The 26348-nt window shown below is 59.7% G+C and carries 28 protein-coding genes, 2 tRNA genes and 1 pseudogene; 18 read left to right on the top strand and 13 right to left on the bottom strand.

Annotated features, from left to right (window positions below; translation table 11 throughout):
* Positions 1 to 259: 259 nt before the first annotated feature.
* The gene (locus HMPREF1219_RS12470; protein WP_084594665.1) at positions 260 to 535 is read right to left on the bottom strand and encodes a DUF3800 domain-containing protein; all 276 of its coding nucleotides are present in this window, start codon (positions 533 to 535) and stop codon (positions 260 to 262) included.
* A gap of 445 nt (positions 536 to 980) precedes the next feature.
* On the bottom strand, positions 981 to 2672 hold the full coding sequence (locus HMPREF1219_RS05690; protein ID WP_245554402.1) for an SWIM zinc finger family protein: 1692 nt from the start codon (positions 2670 to 2672) through the stop codon (positions 981 to 983).
* A gap of 72 nt (positions 2673 to 2744) precedes the next feature.
* Between HMPREF1219_RS05690 and HMPREF1219_RS05685 the strand changes: the two genes are divergently transcribed.
* Positions 2745 to 3674: a mechanosensitive ion channel family protein gene (locus HMPREF1219_RS05685; protein ID WP_016457940.1), complete on the top strand. Its 930-nt coding sequence runs from the start codon at positions 2745 to 2747 to the stop codon at positions 3672 to 3674.
* Here the strand turns inward: HMPREF1219_RS05685 and HMPREF1219_RS05680 are convergent.
* Genes HMPREF1219_RS05680 through HMPREF1219_RS05670 form a run of 3 tightly spaced genes read right to left on the bottom strand, consistent with a single transcriptional unit; the run spans position 3671 to position 6358 of the window.
* Positions 3671 to 4228, bottom strand: a complete 558-nt coding sequence (locus tag HMPREF1219_RS05680) for a hypothetical protein (protein WP_016457939.1) — start codon at positions 4226 to 4228, stop codon at positions 3671 to 3673. The two genes, HMPREF1219_RS05685 and HMPREF1219_RS05680, sit on opposite strands and share 4 nt — an antisense overlap.
* A 45-nt stretch (positions 4229 to 4273) precedes the next feature.
* Positions 4274 to 5044: an HAD-IIB family hydrolase gene (locus HMPREF1219_RS05675; RefSeq protein WP_040426964.1), complete on the bottom strand. Its 771-nt coding sequence runs from the start codon at positions 5042 to 5044 to the stop codon at positions 4274 to 4276.
* Positions 5045 to 5098: 54 nt separating this feature from the next.
* Entirely contained in the window at positions 5099 to 6358 is a 1260-nt protein-coding gene (locus HMPREF1219_RS05670) for a lipase family protein (protein ID WP_016457937.1), read from the bottom strand.
* A gap of 94 nt (positions 6359 to 6452) precedes the next feature.
* Here HMPREF1219_RS05670 and HMPREF1219_RS05665 point away from each other — a divergent pair, with 94 nt between their 5' ends.
* Positions 6453 to 7076: a DUF4230 domain-containing protein gene (locus HMPREF1219_RS05665; RefSeq protein WP_016457936.1), complete on the top strand. Its 624-nt coding sequence runs from the start codon at positions 6453 to 6455 to the stop codon at positions 7074 to 7076.
* Positions 7077 to 7150: 74 nt separating this feature from the next.
* Positions 7151 to 7774 (top strand): mycothiol-dependent nitroreductase Rv2466c family protein, encoded by a 624-nt coding sequence (locus HMPREF1219_RS05660; RefSeq protein WP_016457935.1) that lies wholly within the window; start codon positions 7151 to 7153, stop codon positions 7772 to 7774.
* Positions 7775 to 8202: 428 nt separating this feature from the next.
* On the opposite strand, the gene HMPREF1219_RS05655 is transcribed toward HMPREF1219_RS05660, so the two are convergent.
* Positions 8203 to 9444 carry a TIGR04053 family radical SAM/SPASM domain-containing protein gene (locus HMPREF1219_RS05655; RefSeq protein WP_016457934.1) on the bottom strand — a complete coding sequence of 414 codons (1242 nt, stop codon included), beginning with the start codon at positions 9442 to 9444 and terminating at the stop codon, positions 8203 to 8205.
* 24 nt (positions 9445 to 9468) lie between these two features.
* Here HMPREF1219_RS05655 and HMPREF1219_RS05650 point away from each other — a divergent pair, with 24 nt between their 5' ends.
* Complete coding sequence (locus tag HMPREF1219_RS05650; RefSeq protein ID WP_016457933.1) at positions 9469 to 9936, top strand: ribose-5-phosphate isomerase; 468 nt, start codon at positions 9469 to 9471, stop codon at positions 9934 to 9936.
* A 48-nt stretch (positions 9937 to 9984) separates the two neighbouring features.
* On the opposite strand, the gene HMPREF1219_RS05645 is transcribed toward HMPREF1219_RS05650, so the two are convergent.
* Together HMPREF1219_RS05645 and HMPREF1219_RS05640 are read right to left on the bottom strand one after the other, a co-directional pair.
* Positions 9985 to 10803 carry a hypothetical protein gene (locus tag HMPREF1219_RS05645; RefSeq protein ID WP_016457932.1) on the bottom strand — a complete coding sequence of 273 codons (819 nt, stop codon included), beginning with the start codon at positions 10801 to 10803 and terminating at the stop codon, positions 9985 to 9987.
* Between the two features lie 134 nt (positions 10804 to 10937).
* Positions 10938 to 11162 (bottom strand): hypothetical protein, encoded by a 225-nt coding sequence (locus HMPREF1219_RS05640; protein ID WP_040427317.1) that lies wholly within the window; start codon positions 11160 to 11162, stop codon positions 10938 to 10940.
* 419 nt (positions 11163 to 11581) lie between these two features.
* On the opposite strand from HMPREF1219_RS05640, the gene HMPREF1219_RS05635 reads away from it, so the two are divergent.
* Positions 11582 to 11653, top strand: a tRNA-Gly gene (locus tag HMPREF1219_RS05635).
* Between the two features lie 150 nt (positions 11654 to 11803).
* On the opposite strand, the gene arsA is transcribed toward HMPREF1219_RS05635, so the two are convergent.
* Together arsA and arsD are read right to left on the bottom strand one after the other, a co-directional pair.
* Complete coding sequence (gene arsA / locus HMPREF1219_RS05630) at positions 11804 to 13576, bottom strand: arsenical pump-driving ATPase (protein ID WP_016457930.1); 1773 nt, start codon at positions 13574 to 13576, stop codon at positions 11804 to 11806.
* The gene (gene arsD, locus HMPREF1219_RS12465) at positions 13567 to 13968 is read right to left on the bottom strand and encodes an arsenite efflux transporter metallochaperone ArsD (RefSeq protein ID WP_016457929.1); all 402 of its coding nucleotides are present in this window, start codon (positions 13966 to 13968) and stop codon (positions 13567 to 13569) included. Before arsD ends, arsA begins: the two co-directional genes overlap by 10 nt.
* A 122-nt stretch (positions 13969 to 14090) precedes the next feature.
* On the opposite strand from arsD, the gene HMPREF1219_RS12460 reads away from it, so the two are divergent.
* From HMPREF1219_RS12460 to HMPREF1219_RS05590, 11 genes and pseudogenes are all read left to right on the top strand, one after another.
* Complete coding sequence (locus tag HMPREF1219_RS12460) at positions 14091 to 14801, top strand: metalloregulator ArsR/SmtB family transcription factor (protein WP_211212608.1); 711 nt, start codon at positions 14091 to 14093, stop codon at positions 14799 to 14801.
* A gap of 1133 nt (positions 14802 to 15934) precedes the next feature.
* On the top strand, positions 15935 to 16096 hold the full coding sequence (locus tag HMPREF1219_RS12780) for a hypothetical protein (RefSeq protein WP_016457926.1): 162 nt from the start codon (positions 15935 to 15937) through the stop codon (positions 16094 to 16096).
* A gap of 106 nt (positions 16097 to 16202) precedes the next feature.
* Entirely contained in the window at positions 16203 to 16514 is a 312-nt protein-coding gene (locus tag HMPREF1219_RS05620; protein ID WP_143485501.1) for a hypothetical protein, read from the top strand.
* A 92-nt stretch (positions 16515 to 16606) separates the two neighbouring features.
* On the top strand, positions 16607 to 16762 hold the full coding sequence (locus HMPREF1219_RS13415; RefSeq protein ID WP_084594704.1) for a Rib/alpha-like domain-containing protein: 156 nt from the start codon (positions 16607 to 16609) through the stop codon (positions 16760 to 16762).
* Complete coding sequence (locus tag HMPREF1219_RS05615) at positions 16728 to 16997, top strand: hypothetical protein (RefSeq protein ID WP_040426960.1); 270 nt, start codon at positions 16728 to 16730, stop codon at positions 16995 to 16997. Before HMPREF1219_RS13415 ends, HMPREF1219_RS05615 begins: the two co-directional genes overlap by 35 nt.
* 33 nt (positions 16998 to 17030) lie before the next feature.
* Positions 17031 to 17243: pseudogene (locus HMPREF1219_RS13395) on the top strand (Rib/alpha-like domain-containing protein); the annotation flags it as partial.
* A gap of 305 nt (positions 17244 to 17548) precedes the next feature.
* The gene (locus tag HMPREF1219_RS12775; RefSeq protein ID WP_156823209.1) at positions 17549 to 17689 is read left to right on the top strand and encodes a hypothetical protein; all 141 of its coding nucleotides are present in this window, start codon (positions 17549 to 17551) and stop codon (positions 17687 to 17689) included.
* 318 nt (positions 17690 to 18007) lie between these two features.
* A tRNA-Pro gene (locus HMPREF1219_RS05605) sits at positions 18008 to 18081 on the top strand.
* A gap of 67 nt (positions 18082 to 18148) precedes the next feature.
* The gene (gene tig / locus HMPREF1219_RS05600; RefSeq protein ID WP_016457922.1) at positions 18149 to 19495 is read left to right on the top strand and encodes a trigger factor; all 1347 of its coding nucleotides are present in this window, start codon (positions 18149 to 18151) and stop codon (positions 19493 to 19495) included.
* Between the two features lie 143 nt (positions 19496 to 19638).
* Positions 19639 to 20223 (top strand): ATP-dependent Clp protease proteolytic subunit, encoded by a 585-nt coding sequence (locus HMPREF1219_RS05595; RefSeq protein WP_016457921.1) that lies wholly within the window; start codon positions 19639 to 19641, stop codon positions 20221 to 20223.
* Between the two features lie 15 nt (positions 20224 to 20238).
* A complete protein-coding gene (locus HMPREF1219_RS05590; RefSeq protein WP_016457920.1) occupies positions 20239 to 20862 on the top strand; it encodes an ATP-dependent Clp protease proteolytic subunit in 624 nt (207 codons plus the stop codon).
* 100 nt (positions 20863 to 20962) lie between these two features.
* Here HMPREF1219_RS05590 and HMPREF1219_RS05585 read toward each other — a convergent pair whose 3' ends face one another.
* Positions 20963 to 21808 carry an alpha/beta fold hydrolase gene (locus HMPREF1219_RS05585; protein WP_016457919.1) on the bottom strand — a complete coding sequence of 282 codons (846 nt, stop codon included), beginning with the start codon at positions 21806 to 21808 and terminating at the stop codon, positions 20963 to 20965.
* Between the two features lie 184 nt (positions 21809 to 21992).
* On the opposite strand from HMPREF1219_RS05585, the gene clpX reads away from it, so the two are divergent.
* Entirely contained in the window at positions 21993 to 23249 is a 1257-nt protein-coding gene (gene clpX / locus HMPREF1219_RS05580; protein ID WP_016457918.1) for an ATP-dependent Clp protease ATP-binding subunit ClpX, read from the top strand.
* A gap of 83 nt (positions 23250 to 23332) precedes the next feature.
* On the opposite strand, the gene HMPREF1219_RS05575 is transcribed toward clpX, so the two are convergent.
* The gene (locus tag HMPREF1219_RS05575; RefSeq protein WP_016457917.1) at positions 23333 to 24082 is read right to left on the bottom strand and encodes a TetR/AcrR family transcriptional regulator; all 750 of its coding nucleotides are present in this window, start codon (positions 24080 to 24082) and stop codon (positions 23333 to 23335) included.
* A gap of 497 nt (positions 24083 to 24579) precedes the next feature.
* Here HMPREF1219_RS05575 and HMPREF1219_RS05570 point away from each other — a divergent pair, with 497 nt between their 5' ends.
* Positions 24580 to 25569: a malate dehydrogenase gene (locus tag HMPREF1219_RS05570; RefSeq protein WP_016457916.1), complete on the top strand. Its 990-nt coding sequence runs from the start codon at positions 24580 to 24582 to the stop codon at positions 25567 to 25569.
* Positions 25570 to 25707: 138 nt separating this feature from the next.
* On the opposite strand, the gene HMPREF1219_RS13200 is transcribed toward HMPREF1219_RS05570, so the two are convergent.
* Positions 25708 to 26348, bottom strand: a 641-nt coding sequence (locus HMPREF1219_RS13200) for a carboxypeptidase-like regulatory domain-containing protein (RefSeq protein WP_016457915.1), incomplete at its 5' end; no start/stop codon positions are given.

Raw genomic sequence — 26348 nt, 5'->3', positions numbered from 1 at the left:
ACACCACAGTCCAAGAAGCCTGTCACACAATGGCGGCACACAAATCACAACCCGTGAACAACTCGCCGGTATCACCGACGAAGAAATGGCCACATGGTTTGTTGATGGCCGAAGTTTGGTGCTGAGATCATCACCATGGAAGGCCCGAACGTGCGCTTAGAAGCCAACACGGAGTAGCTATTCATGGTCTACGCCCGGGTGTTACTCAATACTCACCCGGGCGTTACTAGTCGCTCACTAGTCGCTCACCACGACGTTACTAAATCTGTAGTCCTAACAGGCGCTCAACATTCGTTCTGGCAAACAATAAATCGGCACCTTTTCTTTCCCACCTCCCAGGATCCTGCCCCTCAGGAATGTCGTTTTTGAAAAGGGTCTTCTTACAGTGGGAAAAGAATGCACCGAATTGTCTCGAGAATTCTTCTGAGATAATAAAGCCACCGTACCCAAACGCCGGGCTATCCGAAAAACGTGGATGAGTCGGGCTCACAAACGCACCAGGTGATCCAATTTCATCAATATAAGCAAGAAGCATGCTGTCGACCCCTCGAATTTAACTAACACGAGGGTCACACGTTAGTGTAACCCTCGGAGTTGCTGCCCGGGGTCTTCTTGCGCGATGCGCTCAACGCCTGGCGTACAGTTCGAAATTTAACACCGTAGCAGAAGCTACTGCAATCCGATCTCTACCCCGCGTGTGCTGCCTGCTGCTATGCTTCGTGAGTTAATAATGCGGAGCGCGTTGCTCGGTTAGAGCATTGGACGATGCAGCTGGTCACGGCGCTCACGGAGTGTAAATCGGCGCTGGCGCTGCGGGGCATAGAGAAAATTTGTACAACGATGAGCCGTATGAGGAGGGTGTAGTCATCGTGGCGCATTACCTGGATGACAGTAAGTAGTCGAATTCCCGCTACTCCATGCACATAGCCAAGAAACCTTTCGCCCTCCGGCGTTTGCGTGTTGGAGGAGCTCCCAGTGGCCTAGAGCAGGGGCTCGATGTCAAGCGTGGTGATGAGGTTCTCGTGGTTGAGCGAGTAGCGCAGGTCGAGGCTGTCGGGGTGCTCCTTGAGGATCGCGGTGACGGCTTCGCGGGCGGCGCGGGAGGCTTCGGGGGAGTGGGCGACCACGCGCTGCAGGGTGGCGAGGAAGCGGGCGGCTTCGTCCAACGAATCCTCCCACACCAGCCGGTTGGCGCCGTCGCGCACCATCTCCACGCAGGTGAGCGGGTGGGTCTGCGGGAGCTGGTCGACGGCGAACCCGGCAACGTACTCGGGGGCGATGTCGGGGCCAAATACGTAGTAAAGCTTCAGGGCCTCATCCACGCGCTTGTGGTGGGCGGCAAGATAGAACCTGACGGTCGCGTCCCTGGGCTCGTACAGCGGAGGCGCATCGAAGGCCCCCGTTGACTCGTCGAGGAGCGCGAGGGCATCGTCGTAGCTGACGAGCGGGTGTTGGAAGTACTCCTGGGCGTAGTGCCAATCACCGCCGGCCGCCTGCTGGCGCAGCCAGCGGACGTAGTCCTCCGCGGGGAGGTAGGAACGGATGAGGATGCCGAGGTCGTCCTCGTCAATCCAGGCGGGAGAGTCCGGATCCCAGGCGTCGCGGATGACGGCGCGCGCCTCGTCGAGGCGGCCGCGATCGGTGTAGAAGCGGACGAGGAGGAGCCACTCCTCTTCGGTGGCGAGGAAGGCGATGAGCGGGGCGTCGTTATGAAGCAGGAGGCTGAGGTGGGCGTGCACGAGGGCATCACCGCGCTCCTCGGCGGCGTCAGCCGCGGCGACGAGGTCCTTCTTCTCCGTCAGTACTGCGTACGGGGTGAAATCGTGGCGCGGCAGCTGGTCGAGAACCTCGGGGAGCGTCCTAGTAAGCCACGTGACGAGGTGCGTGGAGCCGGCATCCACGGCCTGGCAGTGTCGCAGGTGCAGCGCGAGGGCCTTGGACAGCAGGGGGACGAAGCCGCTGATGTGGATCTCCGGCTCGCACAGGGGCAGGAGCGACTCGATGAGCTTCTCGATGACGGGGAGGAGGTACCTGCCACGCCCGTCTTCCTCAAGGGAGTTGAGTGTTTCGATGGTGCCCTCGAAATCGTCGCGGATGTCCGTTAGTTCCCCCGAGTACGGGTAGCTAGATTGTGACTTCTTGGCCTTTGTTACAGCGTGCCGTGCCGTCTCCGCGAGGTTCTTCATCGCCATTCGCATGAGCGCGGCAACCTCCTGCGGGGTTCCCACGGTGAGCACCGCGGGCGTGATGAGTGGGTGGGGATTCCCGGCGCTTTCCTCCGGGTAGTCGCGCAGCACCTGGACGAGCATCTCGCGCGAGGCCTGGGCAAAAAAGCGCTCCTCCACCGCGGTGCAGTCGAGGCCCCAGGTGCCGTAGCTGAGGTCGGCGTCCTCCGGGACCAGCGCCATCCCCACGGCGATGGCGTGCTTGCACCAGTTCCATTCCACCGGACACGTGCACGTGGGCACCACGATATCCCCGTAGGCGGTGAGCGTCACCCGGTAGGGCTCATCGGCGGTGCCTTGGACATCCGCCTCCACCACTCGATCGGACTGGGAGACGATGGTGATGTCTTGGATATTGAGTGCGCGTTCGAAGCTGCCGTCGTCGGAAACCCAGGCGAGGTAGTCGTAGCTGAGGATATCGGTGAGTGCCGGAGAGGTGCTATCCATGGGCCCATCGTAAACCGAACCGGTCACGCCCGCAGCGGTCTTCTCGAACACAGCTGCGGTACCCTAATAACCATGTGGGACAAGATAGTCATCATTTTTAATAACTGGTGGAGTGACCCGGACACGCAGATGTGGCTCATCCAGCGCCCGTTTAGGATTTTGATCACCATCATCGCCGCCTTCATCGGGCAATGGGTGATTACCTGGGCGATCAAGAAGTTCAGCACGTACCAAAAGGAAAAGCCGCTGCATTCCTTCCTCCCGGTGGTAAGCGCCAAGGAGGCGGAGATCGCCGATTACGAGGCCAAGGCTCGCAACGAGCGCAAGCGCGGCCGCATCGATACGCTCGCCTCGGTGGCGCGGTCCACGGCACTCATCGTTATTTGGGCGTGGGCGGCGCTGGAGATTTTGCGTAACTTAGGCGTCAACGTGGCACCCATTATCGCCTCCGCCGGCGTTGTCGGCCTGGCTATCGGCTTTGGTGCGCAGTCTCTGGTGAAGGATTTCCTTGCCGGCATCTTCATGCTCATGGAGGACCAGTACGGCGTGGGTGACACCATCGACGTGGGTGAGGTCGTGGGCGACGTGGAGGACGTCACACTGCGGCTGACCACGCTGCGTGATATCGACGGCACCGTGTGGTTTGTCCGCAACGGCCAGATCGAGCGCGTGGGCAACTTCTCCCAGGGCTACGCGCTGGCGCGCATCGATTTCCCCATCGGCTTGCAAAACGATTTCCACACCGCCCGCGAGGCCATCGAGGAGGCGGCCAAGGCCGCCGTCCAGGCCGAGGACATCAAGAAGATGGTGCTGAACGAGCCCTCCGTCCAAGGCATCGTGAGCGTCAAACCCGATCACGCGAACATCCGCATCACCGTGAAGACCCTGCCGGGCCGCCAGTGGGCCGTGCAGCGCCGCATCTACGCGGAGATCTTCCCCAAGATCCAGGAGTACGGCATCACCCCGCCGAACCCGTTCCTGTACAAGGCGGGCGAAAACTAGTCCATCGAGCGGAAGAATTTCCGCACCGACTGAATGATCGCCAGGATGGTGAGCACCACAAATGCCACCAGGAGGGCGAGCATGACGCTCCCGACGACGATGACGGCGGTCTCGTTGTCCTCGTCCACGATAAGCGCCGCGATGACGCAGAGCACGAGTCCCGCGACGGTCCCGCCCACGCCCTTCCACAGGTTGCGCTGGGTTGGGTTTTCTCGCTTTTCCGCGACCTCCTCGTCCACCTCAGCCACCTCGGAGGGCCGGGTGGGGAAGCTGGGGAGGGTCGCGCTTCGCGCGACCGTAGTAGTAAACGGGGCTGCACTCTGTGCAGCCGCCCAGGCGGAAAACTCCGCGCGGGACACCGTCGGGGTACCGGCGACCGGGAAATCGGAGACGAGAACGTCGACAAGCCCAGGCGTGGGATCGGGAACATAGGTGAGCCCCAGGTCCGCGCACGTGCATGCCAGTGACTGACGATCATCAGTCAGCTCGACCGGCCCGATGAAGCCGACGCGCGCGCCGGGGACGAGACGGGAGGAGGGGGACGGGGAACTCATGGGCGGCCTTTCTGAGGAAACGCTTGGTCACCCGTCATGGTACCGCTAGCGCAGCCGATCAAGGACCGCGTCCACGCCGTCGATGACGTGGGTGGTGCGCGCCTGCACGTCCGCGGGCGACCACGTGAAGCTGAACGACTCATCGGCAACCTCGTGCATGGATAGATCGTTGAAGCTATCGCCAAACGTGTAGAGCTCCACCTCGCTGCGGGGGATACCGAGGTGGTTGGCCAGCCAGTAGAGCCCCGAACCCTTGGTGCAGTCGGCCGGGATGATATCGATGAAGTCCTGGTTCACCACGCACTCCACATCAACATTCGCGCGGATCCAGGTGACAAGCTCCTCGCGCAACGCGTCATCACCCGGCACCCACATGGGGATCCCGATGAACTTGTGGGCCGGGATCTCCTCCTCGGTCATCTCTACAGAATCCTTGAGAATGCTGGTGGCGGAGCCCCCGGGGACGTTGTAGGCAAAGCACGCGTCGCGCCCCGTCAGGCGCGTGGTGTACACGGCGATGCCATCGATGCCCTTCATGTGGGCGATGATCTGCTGCACCGTCTCTGTGGGAAGGTACGTGTTGTGGAGGATGGTGTCCTCCTTATCGGCCACCACCGCGCCGGTGAACAACACCGAGTAATCAAAGGTGAGGTCATAGCCCGTGAGCCCGAACTTCGCCGCCGCCAGCGACTTGCCGGTAGAGGCGACCGCCAGGTGGCCGGCCTCCTGCCAGCGGTGAATCGCGTCGATTGTGTGGGCGGGGATGCCGTCCTCAAAGAGGATGGTGCCGTCAAAATCGAATGCTGCGAGCTTCATACCGTACAGGGTAACTGAGGGCACTGCCTGTTACGTGACAGTGCCCGAAAGCCCTTAGATGTGGCCGCAATCGTTGGGGGAGGCGATGCCCTTGAAACGGTCGAGGAGCCAGTTGATGGATAGTGGCGCGTCGCCGTAGGTGGGGCCGATGTGGTTGAGCACCCACTTGCCCGGCACCAGCGGAGTGAGGTTCGCGTTGAAATCGACGGTGGCGCCGCGCTCGCAGTAGTTGCGTGCCATCTGGCGAACCTGCTCGTTGGGGATCGCGTCATCGGCGTTGCCCGAGTTCACCAGGATCGGCGCCGTGGGGGTGCGTTGTCCCAGGCGCTGCTGCAGGAGCGCGTTGCGGAACTCCGGGGCGCGCATGGCGAGCTCCGGGAAGGATTCGCCCGTGGTGGTCAGCGTCCGCGTATCCGTGAACGCCCACCGCAGGGACAAATCGGCGATGCACGAGGTCTGTGCCTCCCTCAAGAGCTGCTTTCCGCGGGCGTTGAAATTCTCATCCACCACCTTGCGGATCTCCGGGTAACGGTCCATGTACCCGTTGGTGGAATACCCCAACACGCCGGCGATGGCGGAGCCGTCGATGGCCGGCATCACCTTGAGCAGATCCGCCGGCGCCGCGCCCGAGTACGTGCCCTTGACGTTGAGCTCCGGGGCGTAGGTTCCCACCTGCTCGGCCGCGGCCGCGGCGGCGCCACCACCCTGGGAGTAGCCGTGGAAACCGAGCGGCGAGTCGGCCGGCAGTCCACGGAGGCGGAAGGCCGCCCGGGCCGCGTCGATAAGCGCGAAACCCTCCTCATCGCTCACGGTGTAGCCGGGCGCGCCGGGGGTGCCCACGCCGATGTAATCGGTGACCACCACGCGCACACCAGACAAGGAGGCGGCGATGTGCAGCGGCGACTCATAGTTCGTGCCAAGCGCCCCCGTGAGCGGATCGAAGGTGCCGATGATGGAGTTCGAGTTCGCGCACGCGTCCCCGTCGCCGCGGGTGCCCGGCGCAAACGCGATGGTGGGGACGGGGCCGGGGCCGGGCCACGGCGCAGACGGCTCCATGACAACGCCGCCGGCGTAGGCCACCGTGCCGTTATGATCCCGCGTCACGTACACAAACCGGGAGCCGTTACCAAAGCGCAGCGGCGTGGAGCTGACGACGGTGCCGGGGGCGGGCGTCGCAGGCGTTGTGGCGGACGCGGGCGTTGTGGCGGACGCGGGCGCGGTGGCTTCTGCGTTCGCGCTGGATACGATGCCTGCGAGCAGGGTAAAGGAGGCTGTAAGCGAGGCAATAAAACGGTGGCGGAGAGGTTGGTTCATACAAGGTAATGTAGCCCTCTCTCAGGCTTGGTGGGCAGTGAGGTGCGCTGTTAATATGTTGATGAAAGGTTTGGCTTAAGAAAGGGATTTTCTGATGCTCAAAAGAGCCACCCAACTTGCTGCCGTCCTCGTCGTCCTCGTGCTGCTTGTAGCAGCATTCTTCTGGGCTGGGGGCCACTTCGGGCTTCTGCGCAACGGCAAACCGATCGTCGGCTCCACCGCACTCGGGGAGAGCTACAAAGACATCGCCGAGCTATCGGTGGAGGAATACGACTTCACCAACGTGGCCAAGCGTGAGGATCCGGGCAAGGTTCTCGTCGGGTGGGGTGTGCCGTTCACCGGCAACAACATCATGTTCACCTACGACGGCAAGGTGAAGGCCGGGATCAAGGATGCCTCCCAGATCACCGTCGAGGTCAACGATGCCACCCACAAGGTGACCGTCACCAGCCCCAAGGTGGAGATCACCGAATCCAAGATCGACCCGGCCACCATCACCGTGTACGACCAATCCATGAACCCCTTCAACCAGGTCAAGGTGCAAGAAACCATGGAATTTGTGGCCCAAGAAGAACAGAACGCGCGTGACAAAGCGACGGAAGACGGACTGCTTGACCGGGCAGAAAAGCGCACCGAGGAACTCCTCACCGCCCACACCGAAGCGCTGCTCAAAGGTACCGGCCAGGAGGGGTACACCATCGAGGTGAAGTGGAAATAAAACACTGACAGATTGTGGGCATTCTCGGTAGACTGTACCCACGCGTAAAAAGGCGCGTGACAAAAGGAGGAAACGTGAAGGTAGAAGATACCGTTCAGTTTTGGTTCGATGTGAGCTGCCCCTACTGCTGGATTGCATCACGCTGGATTAAGCAGGTGGAAAAGGTTCGCGATATTAAGGTGGACTGGACCCCGATGAGCCTGTCTGTGCTCAACGAAGGCCGTGACGAACTTCCCGAGGATTACAAGGAGAAGATGAAGGCCAACTGGGGCCCCGCCCGCGTTTTCGCCGCCGTTAAGACAAACTACCCCGAAAAGGTGGACGCGCTCTACACCGCCATGGGCAACAAGGTACACATCGGTGGCCGCGTGGCCTCCGGCTTCGGCGGGTACGACGCCGTCATTAAGGAATCCCTCGACGAGGTAGGCCTGCCGGCTTCCCTCGCCGAGATTGCCAACACCGAGGAGTACGACAAGAAGCTCCGCAAGTTCCACGGTGCCGCTATGAAGGCCGTCGGTGACGAGGTGGGTACCCCCGTGATCAAGCTGGGCAAGAGCGGTTTCTTCGGCCCGGTTCTCACCCGTATCCCCGTGGGCGAGGAGGCCGGCGAGCTATTCGACGCTGCCGTCCGCCTCGGCGAATACCCCCACTTCTTCGAGCTCAAGCGCACTCGCACTGAGAAGCCCGAGTTCGATTAGGCACGTGACCGTAGCCTAGATTTTCACATTGCATTCACCCGCTCTCTGCGCTCTCTGAAGCACGGGGGGCGGGCTTTTTGCGTTCAACGTTCGTGGTACAGGCGTGCGCAGATCGGGGTACCGGCCTCCGGTGGCTTTGCCACGAAACGTGCATGCCGTAGTTGGGATGCGTGGCGGAATCCGCGCTCTGGTGGTGTCTGTAGAACGTGCAGGTTAATTCTTGGCCTGCAAGCCGGGTGGGATTCTGTCACAACCCCAGGTCGGGTGATTTTCCGGGCCGGCTTGAGGGCTAAAAATTAGCCTGCAGGTTCGCGGGGGCTGGAAGCTGCAGAAATCTGCACAACGCTGCGGAAAGCTGCAAGACACCGTGAACTCCGGAGAGCAGCGGCAAACACCGCGCTGGCGCAGGTCCCGTACCCGGCACCGTGCTAGTAATCCGCGGGGACTCCCACAATTTCGCCAGTGCGGGAAATCTGGATGCCGGTGCCGTGCTCGGGATGAACGCGGGTGCCGCCGGCGTCGAGCCACGCCTGGGGTACGTAGCAGCACTGATCGTCGGAGGCGCGGACATCGCCGGTAAGCGCGTAGGCGGTGGACCTGGATCCGCCACAGACATCGTGGAAATCGCAGTACGCGCACTTGCCGTGCCAGCCCTCGGGGTGGCGCAGGGATTTGAATACGGGGGATTCGGCGTAGATCTCGTTGATGGATTGTTTTTTCACGTTGCCACAGTGGAAGGGGAGGAACCCGTTGGGGTATACATCCCCGATGTGGTCGATGAAAGCAAAACCAGAGCCGGAGTTGACGGCCATCGGGGCGCGAGGCTTCCGCTTCTTGTAGGGGGCATCGCCGAAGATACGCTCGGTCTCCTCGGTGAGGTAGCGGTAAAGCTCACCTCCTTCGTACGGCGCTAGACCATGTTCACGGCGCAGCTTCTGCTGGATGACAACGCGCCGGTATTGGGGCGCCTCGGTGGTCTTGATGGCAATGCGATCAGAAATGTCATCGAGCCAGACGAGGGTGTCCTCGCGCTCCTTGGGGCTGAGCGCGTTGAGGTCCGCGCCACGGCCAGTGGGCACGAGGAAGAAGACGTACCACATCTTTGCCTGCATCTCGATGACGCGCTTAAGTAGCGCAGGCGCCTCGTGGATATTGCCCTTAGTCAGCGTCGAGTTGATTTGTAGACGGTACCCCTCGGCATTAATGAGCGGTGCCTTCTCCAACGTGGCATCAAAGGTGCCACTGAAACCGCGGAATGCGTCGTGGGTTTCAGGGGTTGCACCGTCAAGCGACATGCTCATCGCCTTGCCGCCTGCTTCGCGGAGTTCGTGCAGCCGTTCGGGGGTCACCTTGGGGGTGACCGAAGGTGAGAGGCTGATAGACAAGCCAAGGTTCGTGCCGTACTGGCAGAGCTCTGCTAGGTCGGAGCGCTCGAAGGGGTCGCCACCGGTGAAGACGACGAGGGGGTAGGGCTTCTCATAGCTGGCCAGCTGGTCTAGCAGGCGCTTCCCCTCCTCGGTGGTGAGCTGATCCGGGTGCGGCTCGTGTTGCGCGTCTGCGCGGCAGTGTTTGCACACGAGCGCGCACGCTCTGGTCACCTCCCAGATAACAATGAAGGGTTTGATTTCAATGTTATGGCGTACCTTGCGTACAACTGGAGCATGGGACATAGGTAACAGTGTACATTTAGGGGTATGCATATTTATTTGGGTGCTGACCACGCAGGATATGAGGCTAAGGAAGCTATCAAGGCCCACCTGATCGAGGCCGGCTATGAGGTGACGGATTGCGGTGCGCACGAATACGACGCGCAGGATGATTACCCGGCTTTCTGCATCGCCGCAGCTGAGGCTGTGGCCAAGGATCCGGGTTCGCTGGGGTTTGTCCTCGGTGGTTCCGGTAATGGTGAGCAGATGGCTGCCAACAAGGTGAAGGGCATTCGCTGTGCGCTGGGTTGGAATGAGGACACCGCACGGCTCGCGCGTGCCCACAACAATGCGCAGGTTCTGTCCATCGGTGGGCGTCAGCACTCCGAGGACGAGGTTTTGACGCTTGTCGACGCTTTCCTTGACGAACCGTGGAGTGAAGAGGAACGGCACCAGCGCCGCATCGATATCCTTGCCAAGTACGAGGAGACAGGTGTAGCCCCTGAGGTGAAGTAGCCTTTTAATTGAAAAAATCCCGGCCGTGAAGCCGGGATTTTTGTGTATTTAGAAGTCAAAGTCGAAGTCGAATCCACCGCCGTCGCCCCCGAAGAGGCCGCCGTCGAAGAATCCTCCACCATCGCCTCCGTCGATACCGCCAGCGTCGATGTCACCGCCGTCGATGGATCCTCCATCGAAATCGCCACCGGCAGCCTCAAAGCCATCGGCGTAGCCGTCGCCGTAGCCCTGCTCAAAGCCCTGGGCGCCGTAGCCCACGCCGGCCATGCCGTTAAACATGGCGGAGAACATCATGACGGAGCTGGCAGTCCACATGCCACTGATCAGGGCGGGTGCCCACCACGGCTCGGAGTACCAGCCGGCAGGAACCGGGCGCCCCGCAACGCGGCCACCCGGGTAGTAGTTCGGTGTGGCATCGCTGGAGTGCGGAGAGGCGGTGATCTGCCGGCCGTCGTAGTTGATGGTGCGTTCCTCGGTCACCTTGCCGGCTGCGCGTTGCCCTTCGAGCGGTGGGATCTCCGGCCCCTCGGGCAACCCCATGATCTCGCGGGCGGCATTAATATAATGCAGCCCCTCAAGAGCCGATTCGCGGGCGAGCTGCGCCTGGCGTACCGTCTGCGCTTGCGCGATCTGCGAGTTGGCCGCCGTGTATCGTTCGGACGCGTCGGCGATCGCCTGGGAGCTGGCCGTATCGGTGCCGGTGAGGTTGAGTACCTGCCCGCCGAGCCTCTCGATCCACCGGCGCGCGTCTGCCTGGGCATCCTCAAAGCTCACTTGCTCCACCTGCCTGCGTCCTCGTGACTGGCGATTGGACGATAATGCCACCAAACCGATGACAACGAGTGCGATGAGCAGCATTCCGAACATGCAGTGAAGCCTTTCTTTCCCTTTTTGTATCTACCGGTTTCAACGGATGAGCGGGGAAAAATGTTCCGCTCACAGAAAAAGGGGCATCTGCCGCTCATTCCCGGCTGACGCCCCCAAAAAGAGGATGTACAAAATTAGTAATTGATTCCGCGGTTTCCCTTCGACCGCTCTTCGGTCCACTGGATGATGTCCTTGGAGTTCCACAGGGTGAGTCCGTGCAGTTTAGCCACGGGTTTAGGAGCTCGTCCGCGACCAGCGTAACTGGTAAAGGTGCCGCGTGCCGTTTGTGAATATTCCGCGCACTCCACCGCGGTCCAGAGAGGCGTACCCGTGTCCTCATCAATAATTACTGGTTTCATGGTCATATAGTATAACCAACCGCTTTGGAATCGAATTATTCCTCGTACCTCTGTACGTTTCCAGGAGGGTGTAAAAAACGGATTCGACTGGTGTTTTGTGGATAATTTCCTGGAAAGTAGCTGAGGTAATAAGTGGGTATCCACATCTAAAGAAAAATGATTTGCCAAATGAAGTAATCAATGCGACTCGTTTTCCGTGCTCCCGGTGGTACAAGGTGGCGCACTTCTGGCAAAAGTGTCTATTTGTAGGTGTAATGCATATTTACGCAGGCGTAACTTTTTGCCATTAAATTATCAGGTGCTACACGTGCCTCACATCCCCCCTTAGGGGGAGAAGCTGGGGTGGATAGTGTCGCGCGAAGAAACGTGAACTGCGAATTTGTCATTGGGTAAGGCAACCAGGTAACCTTTTGGACATTGGGAATGTCGTATAGTGGCTATTACCCCAGCCTTCCAAGCTGGTGACGCGGGTTCGATTCCCGTCATTCCCTCCGTTAGAACGTCACTTTGGATACAAGGTTTCCTGGCTCTGCCGGGAAGTGTTCGGGGTGGCGTTTTCGCTGTTCTGGCACGATTTTTGGGGTGTTGGGCCCGGGCGTGCCCTGAATTGCCCTGGACACCCCACCTTTGCTCTGATGCGGCTATACCACCGGGATTTCCCAGACAGGGGTGCGCATCTGGTCTGTGGCCAGATAACGCTCCACAGTGTTGCGCTGCGCTGTGGCTCGTTGTTTGAGGAATGTTGACTGTGACTGGTTCATTGGTAGGTACTGGTTGATGACCCAGGCTCGTGGTGTAATGCCAGCACGGGCGAGGTCATCAGCGAGTTCCTTGGCTTCCAAGATCGGAGTTGACTCGGGAAGCGTTACCAGGATTGGGAATGTCCGGTTCTGATCTCTCAGACGCATTAGAGCGGTCAGGGTGCCATTACTCCCCTCATCTGCCCCGGATTGGCGCAGGAGCTCTCGGTGATAGGAACCCGTAGCGTCCAAAAGCAGCAGGGTGTGTCCGGTGGGAGCTGTATCGATGATGACCCAGCGGTGGTCGGCTTCTTCTAGGACAGCAGAGAACGCTTTGAAGACAGCAACTTCCTCCGTGCATGGGCTGGCAAGGTCCTCGACAAGCTGTGCTCGGCCATCAGAATCCAGTGTCGCACCCTTTGTGTTGAGCACTTCTCGACGGTACTCTTCCACAACCTTGTGAGGATCGATGCTGACCACATCGAGACCTGGATATTTCTGCGGAAGAGTCACATCCAGGTGTGAGGCCGGGTCAGTGGTCGCCAGAAGCACAGGCAACCCCTTGCTGGCGACAGAGATGGCAAGAGCCTGCGCGACGGTCGTCTTACCTACTCCACCTTTACCCATAGCCAGAACGACTTTGGGGCCGCCTTCTACGATCATTTCTGTTGCCTGAGACAGGGCAGATTGCACCGCCTCGTTAACGTCGACAACTTCGGCGGAGGACAGTTCCTCAAGGCCAGCCACGCTCTCGTGAGACTGCGGGGCAACAGTGGTCAGTCCCTTGATTCCCATGACGGGTTCAGGGTTCATGGGAATCGTGAAGCATGCCAATCCACTGAGCACTGGATGGGTAGTTGCGAGTCCATTTAGGACACTCCGCTCGCCGAGCATAAGCCTACGGTGGAGCGGGTCATTGCCTGCTTCGGGCAAGAGTGCGTTGACAACCAGCGCCTGCGGATTAACCCCGAGTTCCGAGAGCTCGCTGGCTGCACGCTCAGCCTCCTGGAGAGTGGAATCTTGAGCACGTGCCACAAGCACTAAAGTGGTCAGGGCAGGGTCCTTCAGTGTATTGACCGCATCGTCGTAGGTCTGGCGATGCTTATCGAGTCCCGACAACGGACCAAGGCAGGAAGCATCACCAGTTCCCTTCTCAATGAAAGACGACCAGTCACCCGGCAGTGCGAGCAGCCGCAACGTGTGGCCTGTGGGTGCGGTGTCGAAAACAATGTGATCGTAAACATCGACAATGTTCGGGGAAACGAGGAAATCAACAAACCTGTTGAATGAGGCGACCTCCACCGTGCATGAGCCAGAGAGCGTCTCCTCGGACTCGCGCAACACTTCGGGCGGCAGGAGATGACGAACTGGCGCAAGAATCGACTCGCGATACTTTTCTGCCTCCATGTTCGGGTCAATCTCGATCGCATCGAGCTCGACCTCCATCCCCGTGTCCCTGGCAACAACGTCGCCTAGCGCAATAATTTCAGATCCGAAAGGTTGCTCGAAAACCTGTGCAACATTTGATGCCGGATCCGTCGACACCAGCAAGACTTTGCGCCCTTGCGCAGCAAGCGAAAGGGCAGTAGCGCATGACACCGTCGTCTTACCGACCCCACCCTTGCCAGTGAACATCAGAAACTTTGTTGTTGGCGGCCACTGGCTCAACAGCATCCCGAAGCACCTCCACAACACGACGAGCCTGCCACTGGAAGCTCCGATCGGCCGTCACGTGCAACTTGAGAATCGGAGGTGCCTACAGAATCCCGACGCGCCCACGCACGCAATTGTGTCAGGGTGGGATACGCGCCCTTAAGGACGATCTTGCCGTCAATCACCACCACGGGAAGAGAATCCGCCCCTTCAGACTCAAGCAACTCACGCACAACCGGAGTGGACGCAAAGTCCAACGGAGCACTGGCCAAATTGTGCCGCACCACGTCCAGTCCTTCCTTCCGCGCGGCACTCACAGCCGCCGCCGCATCAACGACTTCCTGATTAACGTCCTCTCCGCATACGCCCGATGAACAGCACATCGCCGGATCGAAGATCTCGATCTTGGTCATCTCTTACCTCCACATGTCGTATCGATGATTGTCGATATGACACATACTACACCTACATATCGAAATCTATCAATATGTGGCATGATGGAAGGGTGAACGATAGTTACATGTGCGCTTGCCCTGTGGGTGAGGTGACCTCGCCGTCAACGTCGCTTGAAGCTCGGGTGGAGCAGTTCAAGGCATTGGGTGATATCACCCGGCTGCAGCTAGCTTTGATGGTTAAGCAGGTGGCACCGTCCCCAGTGTGTGCATGCAACTTCCCTGAAGCCTTCGGCATGAGCCAGTCGACGATCTCCCATCATTTAGGCAAGCTGGTCAAAGCAGGGGTTCTCGAAAGACAGAAGCGAGGGAAATGGGCGTACTTCACGCTCCATCCAAGCTTTGATCACAATCTTCTTGAAAACCTTGAGCCAGGAGTCGCCATGAATGTCAGTGGCACAACCTCAGAAACCACAATCTTGTTCGCCTGCCGGCAAAATGCTGGGCGTTCCCAGATTGCCGCAGCGTTAGCTAAGCAGCTTGCGCCAGAAGGTGTGACGATTCTGTCGGCAGGATCCGAGCCTGCTGATGCAGTTCATCCCGTCGTCGTTGAGGCTCTCGCCGAGATTGGCCTCCAACCCGATTCTCAACCCAAACCAGTAGACCCCGCACAGGTGAAAACGTCTGACTGGGTCGTCACCATGGGGTGTGGCGAAGCCTGTCCCTTCTTCCCAGGCGTCCATTATCAGGATTGGAAGATCGACGACCCCAGCGACCGTTCACTCGAAGAAGTCCGGGGTATCATTGACCAGATCAGAACACGCGTCCAGGAACTGCTTGACACAGTCTCCTGAGGGTAATCCCCATGAGCCTCTCTGGTTGCAAAGAGTCTTGGTGTAACTAGGAAAGGTCGCCGGGACCATGTTTATTGCTCTCGCGCAGCTTCCGGAGCTCTAGCAACAGCTGTATTGAGCCAGTGAAAAGCTCCTGGCGGAGCCCCAATGTCGCTTCGACACTCCTTCATTAACAGTTCTGTTCCCTGCATTGCGTCGCCTAACAGTAGCAAAAGCTATAGGCCTTGCCGCCACACTCAGCACCCCGCAATTACCCGCACACCCGAAGCCTCACAAGTCCTCGTCGATCAGGCCACCATTCACCCCGACGACGCTATCGCCATCAGGTTCAACAATGGAGCAACACACTGACTCAACAGGATCCTTCACCCAACGCGCTCCCGTCATATAGTTTCCCTGTCTTCCGGACGACGTGCACCCACAGGCTCGAACTGTGCACCCGGCACGGCTAGATACGCACCCACCGGGCCGCCAACCGCACCCATCCCGAACTTTGTATCCATCGTGACCACCTTTGGTCCAATTGTTCCGGTCTGCCTGGAGGCGGGCCGGATTTAGTCGTTACATAGAAGTGGATTTCGCCTCCTGTGTTCGGCTTGAGCGTGGTGTGTCCATGTCTCTTATGTGATGTGGGGAAGCGGGTATCTTGGCGACGTGATGTAGCCCAGATTGTCACATTTTCGTCCGTTGTGATGGAAATCACTAAGAGGGTTCCAGTAGAAAAGTGGCAATTGCGCTTTGGAAGTCTCCCTGGTGAGCTTTTAATATCAATGAGGAAATATAATTACACACTAATTCCACCAGTGTTTTTAGTAGTTAGAACAACGCTTATATCCAGTTTTTCACTCTAAAAAAGTGAACTAAACATGCAGTATAAGTGGTTTTGTGAAAAAATGTGCAGACAGAATGAAAAAGTGAATAAGGATAAAAAATAATAATTGAAACCGCAAAAGGTGTGTCTATAGTCCTGGGTGTCATCTGAAGTTCCTCAATGTGGCGTTGAAGCTTCCTGGCTATTCGCTCTGATTCTGAGCAACAGCGTCCTGTTGTGCGCGACATTGTCCGAGCCTCAGTGACGAGAAAGCAACAAGAAGTTGGTTTCGACTCGTTTTCCAGAATAAAAGGAAAACTACATGGCTACGTTCGCCTTTGGGTGTCGCCGTCGAGGGGTCAGTCTCGCAGCTGCGGTAACGCTCGCCCTCGTCGCCCTGCTCGTAGCTCCGGTGAACACCGGTGTTGTTCCTGCCGCTGTTGCGCAGGATGCCCCCACCGCGAAGGTGGAAGGAGCAATGTAGTTTCCCGGTAAGTACAAAAATCAAGCTACCATCAACGGCACGGTGTTTGTGGATCGCAGTGGCGCCCGAACGGAGAAAGGACCAGGTAGACGAGCCCCTTGCTGGTGTGAAAGTCTACGTCCAGTACACGGACTACAAGGATAGGAAGCACGGCGGTGCTGTGTCCCCTGCCTACTGGACTACGACGAATCCGGATGGAACGCGCACAATCAAGATCCCCGTCAAGGTGACCTTCCCCGACGGAACGCCGCGCATCGTTAACGCTCCCATCGTTGTCGAATCGGCCACGCCGGAGAACGAGGTATATGATCTGCAGCCTGGGGATCAGACGGTGAAGAATGGGGATCCGGCGGATCCGAAGGCGTCCATTAAGGATGCCGTCGTCATCGTCACCTACCCGGATGGCACCACCGACTAGGTGAAGACCAAGGTGAGTGTGGAGCCTACGCAGGCAGAGGCAAACGACCCCGGGGCCAGCCGCAGACTGTCAAGAAGGGTGACAAGGCAGATCTGAAGGATTCCATTCAGGATGCAAACAAGCTTCCTAAAGGCACCAAGTTCGAATTCCAGCAGCCCGTTAACACCACCGATTCAGGTGTCAAGGATGTCGTTGTGGTTGTCACCTACCCGGATGGCATCACTGACGAAGTCCCCGGTGGTTGTTGACGTCCTGCCCGATCCGCCGTCAGTGACTGAAGGAACGGTAGCAGATACGGTCCATGCTGGCGATCCGACCAAGCTGGATGACAAGGTAACCAACCCGGCCGACGGCATGTCCGGTGTTGTTAAGGGCAAGGACGGAAACGAAGCTCCAGGTGCCGAGGTCACCGTCGACCCGGAGACTAGCGAAATTACTGTGACGGTGCCGAAAGGCACCGATCCCGGCGATTACACCGTCTAGGTCACTGACCAGAATGGCAAGCCGGTTGGTGATCTGCTGAGGATCACGGTTCCGGAGACTACGAAGCCTTCCTACGCTAACCGGGGCAACGCAACCGCTGGTGAGCCTGTCACCATCCCGAATAAGGGTGGTGCGGTTCCTGCCGGTGCAACCCTTGAGATTGTTGAGGGTGCTGGCACTGCTGAGATCGATGCGAACGGCAACCTGGTTGTCACGCCGTCGAAGGACGCTAAGCCTGGTGACAAGATCACGGTTCAGGTGAAGGATAAGGACGGCAACGTCATTTCCACCACCACCGTCACTGTCGCTGGCGAGACATCCGAGGGTTCCATCCCCGGGCTTTCTGACGAGCAGTCAAGGTCTGTGTGGGTGCCTCCGCTGTATCCGCCATCCCGTTGCTGCTCCTCATCCCGTTCGCACTTGGCCTGGCTGCGGATAACCCGCAGGTACGCGAAATTGCTGACGGCATCGGCCAGCGGTTCTAGGACATCAACACTGGTATCCAGAAGACCCTCGGTATCTACAACGAGGATCTGGCCTCCCGGTTCAAGATGAACGTCGCACCGCACTTGCAGAACATCACCCTTGGCGGTGGCTTCACTGCGATCGTCGCTCTGCTTGCTGGTGTTGCTGGCATGCAGTGCACTCCTGGCGGAGTGACTAGCTCGGGCAACCTGTCCAGTAACAAGTAGCCGGTCATCTTGAGAGCTCCTCCTGTCGGGGCTCTCAAGGCGGGCTCTTGTAGTGTCCCACACTTTCGCCTGAGGGTGTGGGGCATCCCCATTGATCGGCACGGAAGTTCCTAACGGGGGGTGAACGCGGAACCGCCGGTTCTGCATACTACAATCAGGTGAGTTGCTTCAGAAAGGGATTTTTGAAGCACGAAAAATAAGGGTGCTTTTGTCCCAGTAAACATGTGTGTTACGTGCAGGTTTAAAACAAATGGGGCCCCGTGCAAAAGTAGTTTTGCGGCGGTTTAGTACAATCCCTTTCAGCAAATTAATTGCACACGGGACATGGCGCAGCTTGGTAGCGCACCTGCTTTGGGAGCAGGGGGTCGCAGGTTCAAATCCTGTTGTCCCGACGGAAAGGGAAGGTTTTACCTTCCCTTTTTGAACCTAATCAACGTAAAAAGATCAGGAGAATGACTCGTGAAGAGTTCCGTCGACAAGTTGAACGACACTCGCGTCAAAATCACGGTTGAGGTTCCCTTCGAGGAGCTCACCCCTGAGATTGACCAGGCCTACAAGGCCCTCGCCCAGCAGGTGACCTTCAAGGGCTTCCGCAAGGGCAAGGCCCCCCGCAAGCTCATCGACGCCCGCTTCGGCCGCGGCCCCGTCCTTGAGCAGGTTGTCAATGACATGCTGCCCTCCCGCTACGGCAAGGCAGTGGAGGATAACGACCTCCGCCCGCTCGGCCAGCCCGCCATCGACATCACCAAGCTGGAGGACGGCAAGCTCGTCGAGTTCACCGCCGAGGTAGATGTCCGCCCGGAGATCACCATCCCGGACTTCTCCACCTACGAGATCGAGGTGCCGGAGCTCAAGGTCACCGACGAGGACGTGGACAAGGCCATCGACAGCCTCCGCGAGCGCTTCGCCGAGCTGAAGACGGTCAACCGCAAGGCTAAGAAGGATGACTTTGTCACCGTCGACCTCACGGTCACCGTGGACGGTGAAGAGGTCGAGGCTGCCTCCACTGAGGGGCTCAACCACCGCATTGGTGCCGACGAGCTTATCGACGGTCTGGACAAGGCCGTCAAGGGCCTCAAGACCGGCGAAGAGGTCACCTTTACCTCCACTGACATCAACGGTGTGGAGGACGGCAAGGAGGCCGAGGTTACCGTCACCGTCAAGGAGGTTAAGGAGCGCAAACTTCCCAAGGTAGACGAAGAGTTCGTCGAAATGGTCTCCGAGTTCGACACGGTGGATGAGTTGCGCGAGGACACCGAAAAGAACCTCAAGGAGCAGCGCAAGGTGGAGCAGGCCTCCGCCATCCGCGATGAGGTGCTCAAGAAGGCCCTCGACGAGGCCAACTTCCCGCTGCCCGAGGCCGTGGTGGAAGAGCAGGTTCAGGGCCAGCTGCAGCAGCTCATCGCCCAGTTCGGTGGCGACGAGTCCATGCTCGATCGCGTCCTTGACATGCAGGGCACGAGCCGCGAGGACTTTGACAAGGAGTCCCGCGAGAATGCAGAGAATGCCGTGCGCACCCAGCTGTTCCTCGATGTCCTGGCCGAGCAGGAGAAGCCGGACGTTACCCAGCAGGAAATCCACGAGCACATCATGTTCACCGCTCAGCGCTACGGCATGAACCCGCAGCAGTTCCTGCAGCAGATCCAGCAGACTGGTCAGACTTACAACCTCGTCTCGGACGTGCGCCGTGGCAAGGCCTTGGCTACCGCCATCTGCCGCGTCTCCGTCAAGGACGATGCTGGCAACACGGTCGACCCGGAAGAGTACTTCGGTGAGGAAGAAGTCGAAGGCGACGACGCTGAGTAATTAGCTTCGTCTGTGGCCACCCCGGTTCAGTCGGGGTGGCCTTTTGCGTTGGTGAAAACGCTTAGAGCGAACAACCTTTATCACCCGGGCATTGTAAAGGTAGGGTGGTGGAGGTAAAAGAAACGAAAGGAAAAATCGTAACTATGGCTGATTCCGCACCTGGAATGAACCTTGGGGATTCCGTGTACGAGCGCCTTCTGCGCGAACGCATCATCTTCCTCGGCTCTGAGGTCAACGACGAGATCGCGAACAAGCTGTGCGCGCAGATCCTCCTCCTGTCCGCGGAGGATCCCACGCGTGACATCTCGCTGTACATCAACTCTCCCGGCGGCTCCGTTACCGCAGGCATGGCTATCTATGACACGATGAAGTACGCGCCGTGCGATGTGGCCACCTACGCCATGGGCCTGGCCGCCTCCATGGGGCAGTTCCTCCTCACCGCAGGTACCAAGGGCAAGCGCTATGCCCTGCCGCACGCCCGCATCCTCATGCACCAGCCGTCGGCTGGCGTCGGCGGCACCGCCTCTGACATTGCCATCCAGGCGCAGCAGTTCGCCCTGACCAAGAAGGAGATGGCGGAGCTCATCGCCGAGCACTCCGGTCAAACCTTCGAGCAGATCTCCAAGGACAGTGACCGCGACCGCTGGTTCACCGCCGAGGAGGCCCGCGATTACGGGCTGTGCGATCACGTTATTTCCCACGCCGCCAACGATCAGGTCGGATCCTAAGGAGCGAGAAGAAACATGGATATGCACAATATGCCTCAGGCACGCTACGTTCTTCCGAGCTTTGTGGAGCACTCCTCCTACGGCGCGAAGGAATCGAACCCGTACAACAAGCTCTTTGAAGAGCGCATTATCTTCCTCGGCTCGCAGGTGGATGACACCTCCGCCAACGACATCATGGCGCAGCTCCTCGTCCTCGAGGGACTGGACCCGGACCGCGATATCACGATGTACATCAACTCGCCCGGCGGCTCGTTTACCTCGCTGATGGCGATTTATGACACGATGCAGTACGTCCGCCCGGATGTCCGCACCGTGTGCCTAGGCCAGGCCGCCTCGGCCGCCGCCGTGTTGCTCGCCGCCGGTGCCAAGGGCAAGCGTGCGGCGCTGCCCAACGCCCGCGTCCTCATCCACCAGCCCGCCACCCAGGGCACGCAGGGGCAGGTTTCGGACCTGGAGATCCAGGCGCGCGAGATCGAGCGCATGCGCAAGCTCATGGAGGATACGCTGGCTCACCACACAGGGCAGACCTCGGAGCAGATCCGCATCGATACGGACCGCGATAAGATCCTCACCGCCCAGGAGGCCGTGGAGTACGGGCTTATCGACGAAGTCTTCGATTACCGCAAGCTCAACAAGTAAAACATTCCCTGACAAGGACAATGTGAGGCGCTAGACGCAACGTGCCACCGGGTAACTCCCGGTGGCACGTTGCGGTTGAGGTGGGTTAGCGCTGGGCCTTCTAGTCCTCGTCGATTTCTTTGAACACCTCGGAGGGGTACTGCTCGTTGTACGTTTGAGATTCGGGAGTGAGCAGGTGGGCGTCGACAAGCTCAAAGTGCCGGGCGAGGAGAGCGGTGACCTCCTCGGCGGCCTCGAGGTTGGACAGGTGGGCGGCGGACTCAATGACGGTGTACTCGGAGTAGGGGATAGCCTCGGCCATCTTGCCCATCACCTCGGGCGTGCAACCACCGTCGTGGGCGCCGGGGACCACGAGGGTGGGCACGGCGATGTCCTTCAGCCCCTCCCAGTTGTCCCACTTAGACAGGGCCTCACAGGCACGGGCGTAGCCCTCGGCGGGCGTGTGATCCATCTGCGAGAGGACGAACGCCAGGCGAGCGGGGTTCTCCTCGCGCCACCCCTGCGTGAACCAGTTGGTGATAGTCGCGGTGTTCGCCTCGTGCAGGCCTCCCTCGCGGACGGACTGGGCCTTCGCGGTCCACGATTCCGGGGTGCCAAACTTCGCGTTGGTGGACAGCAGCGCCAGCTTGCGCACGCGCCCGGAGTGGGCGGCCAGCTGCTGGGCCACGGCTCCGCCGAGGGACAGGCCGACAAGATCGAACGTGTCCACGCCGAGCTCATCGAGGGCAGCGAGGACGAGGTCGGCGAATTCCGGCACGGAGGTGGCATCGGCAACCTCCGAGTCGCCGTGGCCGGGAAGGTCGAAAGCGATGACGCGGCGCTGGGGGGAGAATGCGTCGAGCTGTGGGGTCCAGAACCAGCAGTTTGCGGCGAGGGAGCAGAGGAAGACGATGGGCGTGCCCGCGTTGTCGGAGCCGAATTCTATGGTGTGCAATGTGGAAGTCATACCTCTAATGTACTTCCGGGTGCCATCGACTGCTCGCTACCGCGCTATGGAATACTAGAACGTAGGCACCTGCCTGCACGAAATATTTCCCCACGGGGGCGCGTTGACTGTGTGGGGTAGGCTAAGGCTCCACAATTATTTTGGACACGAGACGCAAAGCTCGAAGGAGTGGTGAAGGCACCAAATGGCACGCATGCAAGAAACCGCTGACCTGCTTAAATGTTCTTTCTGCGGGAAGAGCCAGAAACAGGTTAAGAAGCTCATCGCCGGCGGCGGTGTGTACATCTGCAACGAGTGCATCGACCTGTGCAACGAGATCATCGCCGAGGAGCTCTCCGTTGAGCGCGCAGCGGAGGTGGAAAAGGAGAAGGTCCCCACCCCGCGCGAGATCAAGGAATTCCTCGACGAGTACGTCATCGGCCAGGATGAGGCGAAGAAGATCCTCTCCGTTGCCGTGTACAACCACTACAAGCGGGTGAAGCTGCAAAACGAATTCGGCGCGAACGACGGCGTCGATCTGCAGAAGTCCAACATTCTCTTGCTTGGCCCCACGGGGTGCGGCAAGACGTACCTGGCGCAGACGTTGGCCAAGAAGCTCGATGTGCCGTTCACTATCGCGGACGCCACGAGCCTTACCGAGGCGGGCTACGTGGGCGAGGACGTGGAGAACATCCTCCTGCGCCTTTTGCAGGCCTGCGATTTTGACGTGAAGAAGGCCGAGCACGGCATCGTCTACATCGACGAGATTGACAAGATCACCCGCAAGGGCGAGAACGTCTCCATCACCCGCGATGTCTCGGGCGAAGGCGTGCAGCAGGCGCTGCTCAAGATCCTCGAGGGCACCGTCGCCGCGATTCCGCCGCAGGGCGGGCGCAAGCACCCCAACCAGGAACTCATCCAGGTGGATACCACCAACATCCTGTTCATCGCCTCCGGCGCGTTCGCCGGCCTGGAGAAGGTGATCGAGGAACGGGTGGGCAAGAAGTCCCTGGGATTCGGTGCCGACGTGCGCTCCACCAAGGAGCTCGAGGACGCCAACATCTTGGAGAAGGTGCAGCCGGAGGATCTGGTCAAGTTTGGCCTCATCCCCGAGTTCATTGGCCGTCTCCCCGTCACCGCGACGGTGCAGCAACTGGACAAGAAGGCCCTTGTGTCCGTCCTCACCGAGCCGAAGAACTCGCTGGTGAAGCAGTACCAGAAGATGTTCGGGTTCGACGATACGGAGCTCGTCTTCACCGACGGCGCCCTCGGCGCTATCGCGGAGAAGGCGCTGGCCCGCAAGACGGGCGCCCGTGGCCTGCGCGCGATCATGGAGGAGATCCTCGTCCCCGTCATGTATGACATCCCCTCCCGCGAGGTATCCAAGGTGACCATCGATGCCGGCGTAGTCAACGGCACCGGGCGGCCGAAGATGGTGCCTGCCAAGAAGAAAGCCTCCTAGCCCGGTGGCGCTAACAATCGCCACCGTGTAGCCAGGAGGCACACGCTTTCACGCCTGCGAGCCGTTGGACTCGCGGGCGTTTTTTATTGGTACACGTCAGAGAATCCCTCTTCGGCGGAGTACACGCCGCCTTCGTGGGCGTTGGCGCTGAGGGCCTCGTTCCTTTCGGATCGAAGGTACGTCTCACCGCCGGTGGGGGGCAGTTGTGCGGTGAGGAAGGAGACGATCAGGTCCTGCGCCTGGTGGAGGAGCGCCTCGGTGTTGACCTCCGAATCGAGCTCCGTGTTGTACAGGCTGCTGAAGACGATGTTCCACGAGTACGGCAGCAGGCACATGCCCACGATGGAGGCGTACATGTCCAGCGCGGAAATCCCGGGCCGGAAGGCGCCGGCGTCCTGGCCGAGCATGAGCAGCTTGTTTAGCTGTAGGAACAGGTCGGAATGATCGGCCAGCTGCGCCAGCTCATCGGGGTTGACGTTGTGGAACACGGACTCGCCCACGATCAGCTTGACCGCGTCCGGGTGGCTGTTGAAGTGGTCAAACACCACCGCCACGATTTTTCGGGCGGACTCCACCGGCACCACGGACTCGAGCTCGAGCTCCTCCTGATCGGGCCGCAGCTGTGTCACAGCCAGCTGCAGCGCCGCCAGGTACAGCCCTTTCTTATCGGTGAAGTGGTAGTGGATCATGCGTTTGCTGATCCCGGACTGCGTGGCGATCTGTTCGAGCTTGGTCTGCTTGAACCCCTGGTTAGCGAAGAGCGTGAGTGCGAGTTCAACCACGCCGTCTTTTGGGGACTCCGCGCTGGGGAAAGAATCGTGTGACGTAGTCATCTGCTCTGTAGTCTTCTCTCTAATTTCGGAAAAACGGGACGAGGTTCCAATTGGCTCTAGGACAATTTAACGCCACATCGCCGGCCATCGACGGGGCGGTCCCCCCTTTCTAGGTGGCGTTGCTGCGGTAACTTCTCTCAGAGTATCCTCCCTTGTGAGAATTCTCACAGGTCCATGTGGGTTCGCGCCCCCTGGAGGGGGTAGATAATTTGATGGTGGCCTGTCGGTTTGGAGGGAACCGGGGGGAGCGGGTGGGTAGTTGCGTGAACAAACGCGGTTGATAGTGGAAAACAGGCTGCGCTCCAAAGTCCGACTGCGTAAGGCGGCGGTACCGGGCCGGAAAATGTTTGCCCGACCGGCTAAACCGATGTCGAGTAACCTTGGGTTAAGTGCGGGATGAGTAGCCTCACCAGGACCATCTCAGGAAACCTGGATGGCCTGGAAGGCAACCACACGCTGTACTTCAGTTGAATCAATTGTTTTATGAGAGGACTGAAATGTCGACTAATGAGACCAAGAAGGTAGTTGTTACCGGAGCTGCCGGCCAGATCGCTTACTCCCTGCTGTTCCGCATCGCCAACGGCGATGTGTACGGCAAGGAAACGCCGGTGGAACTCAAGCTCCTCGAGATTCCGCAGGCCGTCAAGGCAACCGAGGGCGTTGCCATGGAGCTGCTGGACTCCGCCTTCCCGCTGCTCAAGAACATTGAGATCACCGACGATGCTAACAAGGCCTTCGACAGTGCCAACATGGGCTTCCTCGTGGGTGCTAAGCCGCGCGGCAAGGGCATGGAGCGCGCCGACCTGCTGGCCGAGAACGGCAAGATCTTCGGGCCCCAGGGCAAGGCCATCAACGACAACGCAGCGGACGATATCCGCATCCTCGTGGTGGGCAACCCGGCCAACACCAACGCCCTCATCGCCCAGCAGCACGCGCAGGATGTTCCGGCCGAACGCTTCACCGCCATGGTGCGCCTTGACCACAACCGTGCGATGAGCCAGCTGGCCACCAAGCTCGGTGTTTCTTCCACAGAGCTGGAGAAGATCGTCGTGTGGGGCAACCACTCGGGCACCCAGTTCCCGGACCTCACCAACGCGACCGTGGGTGGCGAGTCCGTCATGGACAAGATTGACCAGGATTGGTACACCGGCGAGTTCATTCCGAAGGTTGCCGGCCGTGGTGGCGCCATCATTGAGGCGCGCGGTTCTTCGTCTGCGGCTTCCGCAGCCTCTGCCGCCATCGACCACATGCACGACTGGGTCAACGGCACCAACGGCAAGTGGGTGTCCGCTGCTCTTCCGTCCGATGGTTCCTACGGCATCCCCGAGGGCATCGTCTCCGGCTTCCCCGTCACCTCCAACGGTTGCAAGTGGGAGATTGTCCAGGGCCTTGACCTCACGGACTTCCAGAAGGAGCGCATTGCTAAGACCGTCGAGGAGCTCGAAAGCGAGCGCGACACCGTCCGCAAGAACGGCCTGATCGACTAGTTTTTTAGCGTTAAAGAACCTGCCCCAGCCCAGCTGGAGGCAGGTTTTTTGCTGCCCCTGCGCGTGCCTTCCGCCGGTCGTGCAAGAATACACCCGCACCTTGAGCAAGGCGCGGGTGAAAGACCAGACTGGGATTAATTAAATGTGGATGCCGAGCCCTTCGAGGTAGGGGCGGGCGTGGCCGAGGACGTTGCCCAGCAGCCAACCGAAGATGCCTGCGACGGCGATCATGCCGAAGAACCCGCCGACGCCGATCCACACCATGTCCTCGGAGGAGGAGCCTTCTGAGCTTTGGTCATCGTCACCCGGCTTGGGCGTTGGCTTCGGGGTGGGGGTGGACTTCGCCTCCACCGTCACGGTGATGGGGGCTCCCACGTTCTTCCCCGCGCTAGCGAGCTGGATGGTGTACGTGCCGGCCTTCGCATCCTTGGGGAGGGTGACGCTTACGGCGCCAGTTTCCTTATCGACGCTCACCGTCGCCCCCGCGACGCTCGTGCCCGAGGCGTCGGTGACACTTCCGGTCACGGAGGAGAGGTCGCCGGTGACAACGTCATCGAGCACTGCTTTCTTCCCGGGCGTGACCTTTTCCACCGTGGTACCCGGCTTCAACGTCGGTGCCGGAACCGGGGTCGGTTCCTCCGAGGGCTTGTCCGAAGGCTTGGGCTCGCTCGTGGGCTTGTCCGAAGGCTTGGGCTCGCTCGTGGGCTTGTTCGAGGTTGGCTTCGGCTCGCTGGTCGGTTTCTCCGTGGTGGGCTTGGGCTCGCTCGTGGGCTTGTTCG

Origin of the sequence: Corynebacterium pyruviciproducens ATCC BAA-1742, assembly GCF_000411375.1 — a bacterium.
Taxonomy (GTDB): Bacteria; Actinomycetota; Actinomycetes; order Mycobacteriales; family Mycobacteriaceae; genus Corynebacterium; species Corynebacterium pyruviciproducens.
This window is presented reverse-complemented; position numbering and strand designations above follow the sequence as displayed.

What these genes read in the sequence shown, in the direction of transcription:
- HMPREF1219_RS12470 (WP_084594665.1), bottom strand. Translation starts at nt 535, where the DNA reads ATGCTTCTTGCTTATATTGATGAAATTGGATCACCTGGTGCGTTTGTG.
- HMPREF1219_RS05690 (WP_245554402.1), bottom strand. Translation starts at nt 2,672, where the DNA reads ATGGATAGCACCTCTCCGGCACTCACCGATATCCTCAGCTACGACTAC.
- HMPREF1219_RS05685 (WP_016457940.1), top strand. Translation starts at nt 2,745, where the DNA reads ATGTGGGACAAGATAGTCATCATTTTTAATAACTGGTGGAGTGACCCG.
- HMPREF1219_RS05680 (WP_016457939.1), bottom strand. Translation starts at nt 4,228, where the DNA reads ATGAGTTCCCCGTCCCCCTCCTCCCGTCTCGTCCCCGGCGCGCGCGTC.
- HMPREF1219_RS05675 (WP_040426964.1), bottom strand. Translation starts at nt 5,044, where the DNA reads ATGAAGCTCGCAGCATTCGATTTTGACGGCACCATCCTCTTTGAGGAC.
- HMPREF1219_RS05670 (WP_016457937.1), bottom strand. Translation starts at nt 6,358, where the DNA reads ATGAACCAACCTCTCCGCCACCGTTTTATTGCCTCGCTTACAGCCTCC.
- HMPREF1219_RS05665 (WP_016457936.1), top strand. Translation starts at nt 6,453, where the DNA reads ATGCTCAAAAGAGCCACCCAACTTGCTGCCGTCCTCGTCGTCCTCGTG.
- HMPREF1219_RS05655 (WP_016457934.1), bottom strand. Translation starts at nt 9,444, where the DNA reads ATGTCCCATGCTCCAGTTGTACGCAAGGTACGCCATAACATTGAAATC.
- HMPREF1219_RS05650 (WP_016457933.1), top strand. Translation starts at nt 9,469, where the DNA reads ATGCATATTTATTTGGGTGCTGACCACGCAGGATATGAGGCTAAGGAA.
- HMPREF1219_RS05645 (WP_016457932.1), bottom strand. Translation starts at nt 10,803, where the DNA reads ATGTTCGGAATGCTGCTCATCGCACTCGTTGTCATCGGTTTGGTGGCA.
- HMPREF1219_RS05640 (WP_040427317.1), bottom strand. Translation starts at nt 11,162, where the DNA reads ATGAAACCAGTAATTATTGATGAGGACACGGGTACGCCTCTCTGGACC.
- arsA (WP_016457930.1), bottom strand. Translation starts at nt 13,576, where the DNA reads ATGCTGTTGAGCCAGTGGCCGCCAACAACAAAGTTTCTGATGTTCACT.
- arsD (WP_016457929.1), bottom strand. Translation starts at nt 13,968, where the DNA reads ATGACCAAGATCGAGATCTTCGATCCGGCGATGTGCTGTTCATCGGGC.
- HMPREF1219_RS12780 (WP_016457926.1), top strand. Translation starts at nt 15,935, where the DNA reads ATGGCTACGTTCGCCTTTGGGTGTCGCCGTCGAGGGGTCAGTCTCGCA.
- HMPREF1219_RS05615 (WP_040426960.1), top strand. Translation starts at nt 16,728, where the DNA reads ATGGCATCACTGACGAAGTCCCCGGTGGTTGTTGACGTCCTGCCCGAT.
- HMPREF1219_RS12775 (WP_156823209.1), top strand. Translation starts at nt 17,549, where the DNA reads ATGAACGTCGCACCGCACTTGCAGAACATCACCCTTGGCGGTGGCTTC.
- HMPREF1219_RS05595 (WP_016457921.1), top strand. Translation starts at nt 19,639, where the DNA reads ATGGCTGATTCCGCACCTGGAATGAACCTTGGGGATTCCGTGTACGAG.
- HMPREF1219_RS05590 (WP_016457920.1), top strand. Translation starts at nt 20,239, where the DNA reads ATGGATATGCACAATATGCCTCAGGCACGCTACGTTCTTCCGAGCTTT.
- HMPREF1219_RS05585 (WP_016457919.1), bottom strand. Translation starts at nt 21,808, where the DNA reads ATGACTTCCACATTGCACACCATAGAATTCGGCTCCGACAACGCGGGC.
- clpX (WP_016457918.1), top strand. Translation starts at nt 21,993, where the DNA reads ATGGCACGCATGCAAGAAACCGCTGACCTGCTTAAATGTTCTTTCTGC.
- HMPREF1219_RS05575 (WP_016457917.1), bottom strand. Translation starts at nt 24,082, where the DNA reads ATGACTACGTCACACGATTCTTTCCCCAGCGCGGAGTCCCCAAAAGAC.
- HMPREF1219_RS05570 (WP_016457916.1), top strand. Translation starts at nt 24,580, where the DNA reads ATGTCGACTAATGAGACCAAGAAGGTAGTTGTTACCGGAGCTGCCGGC.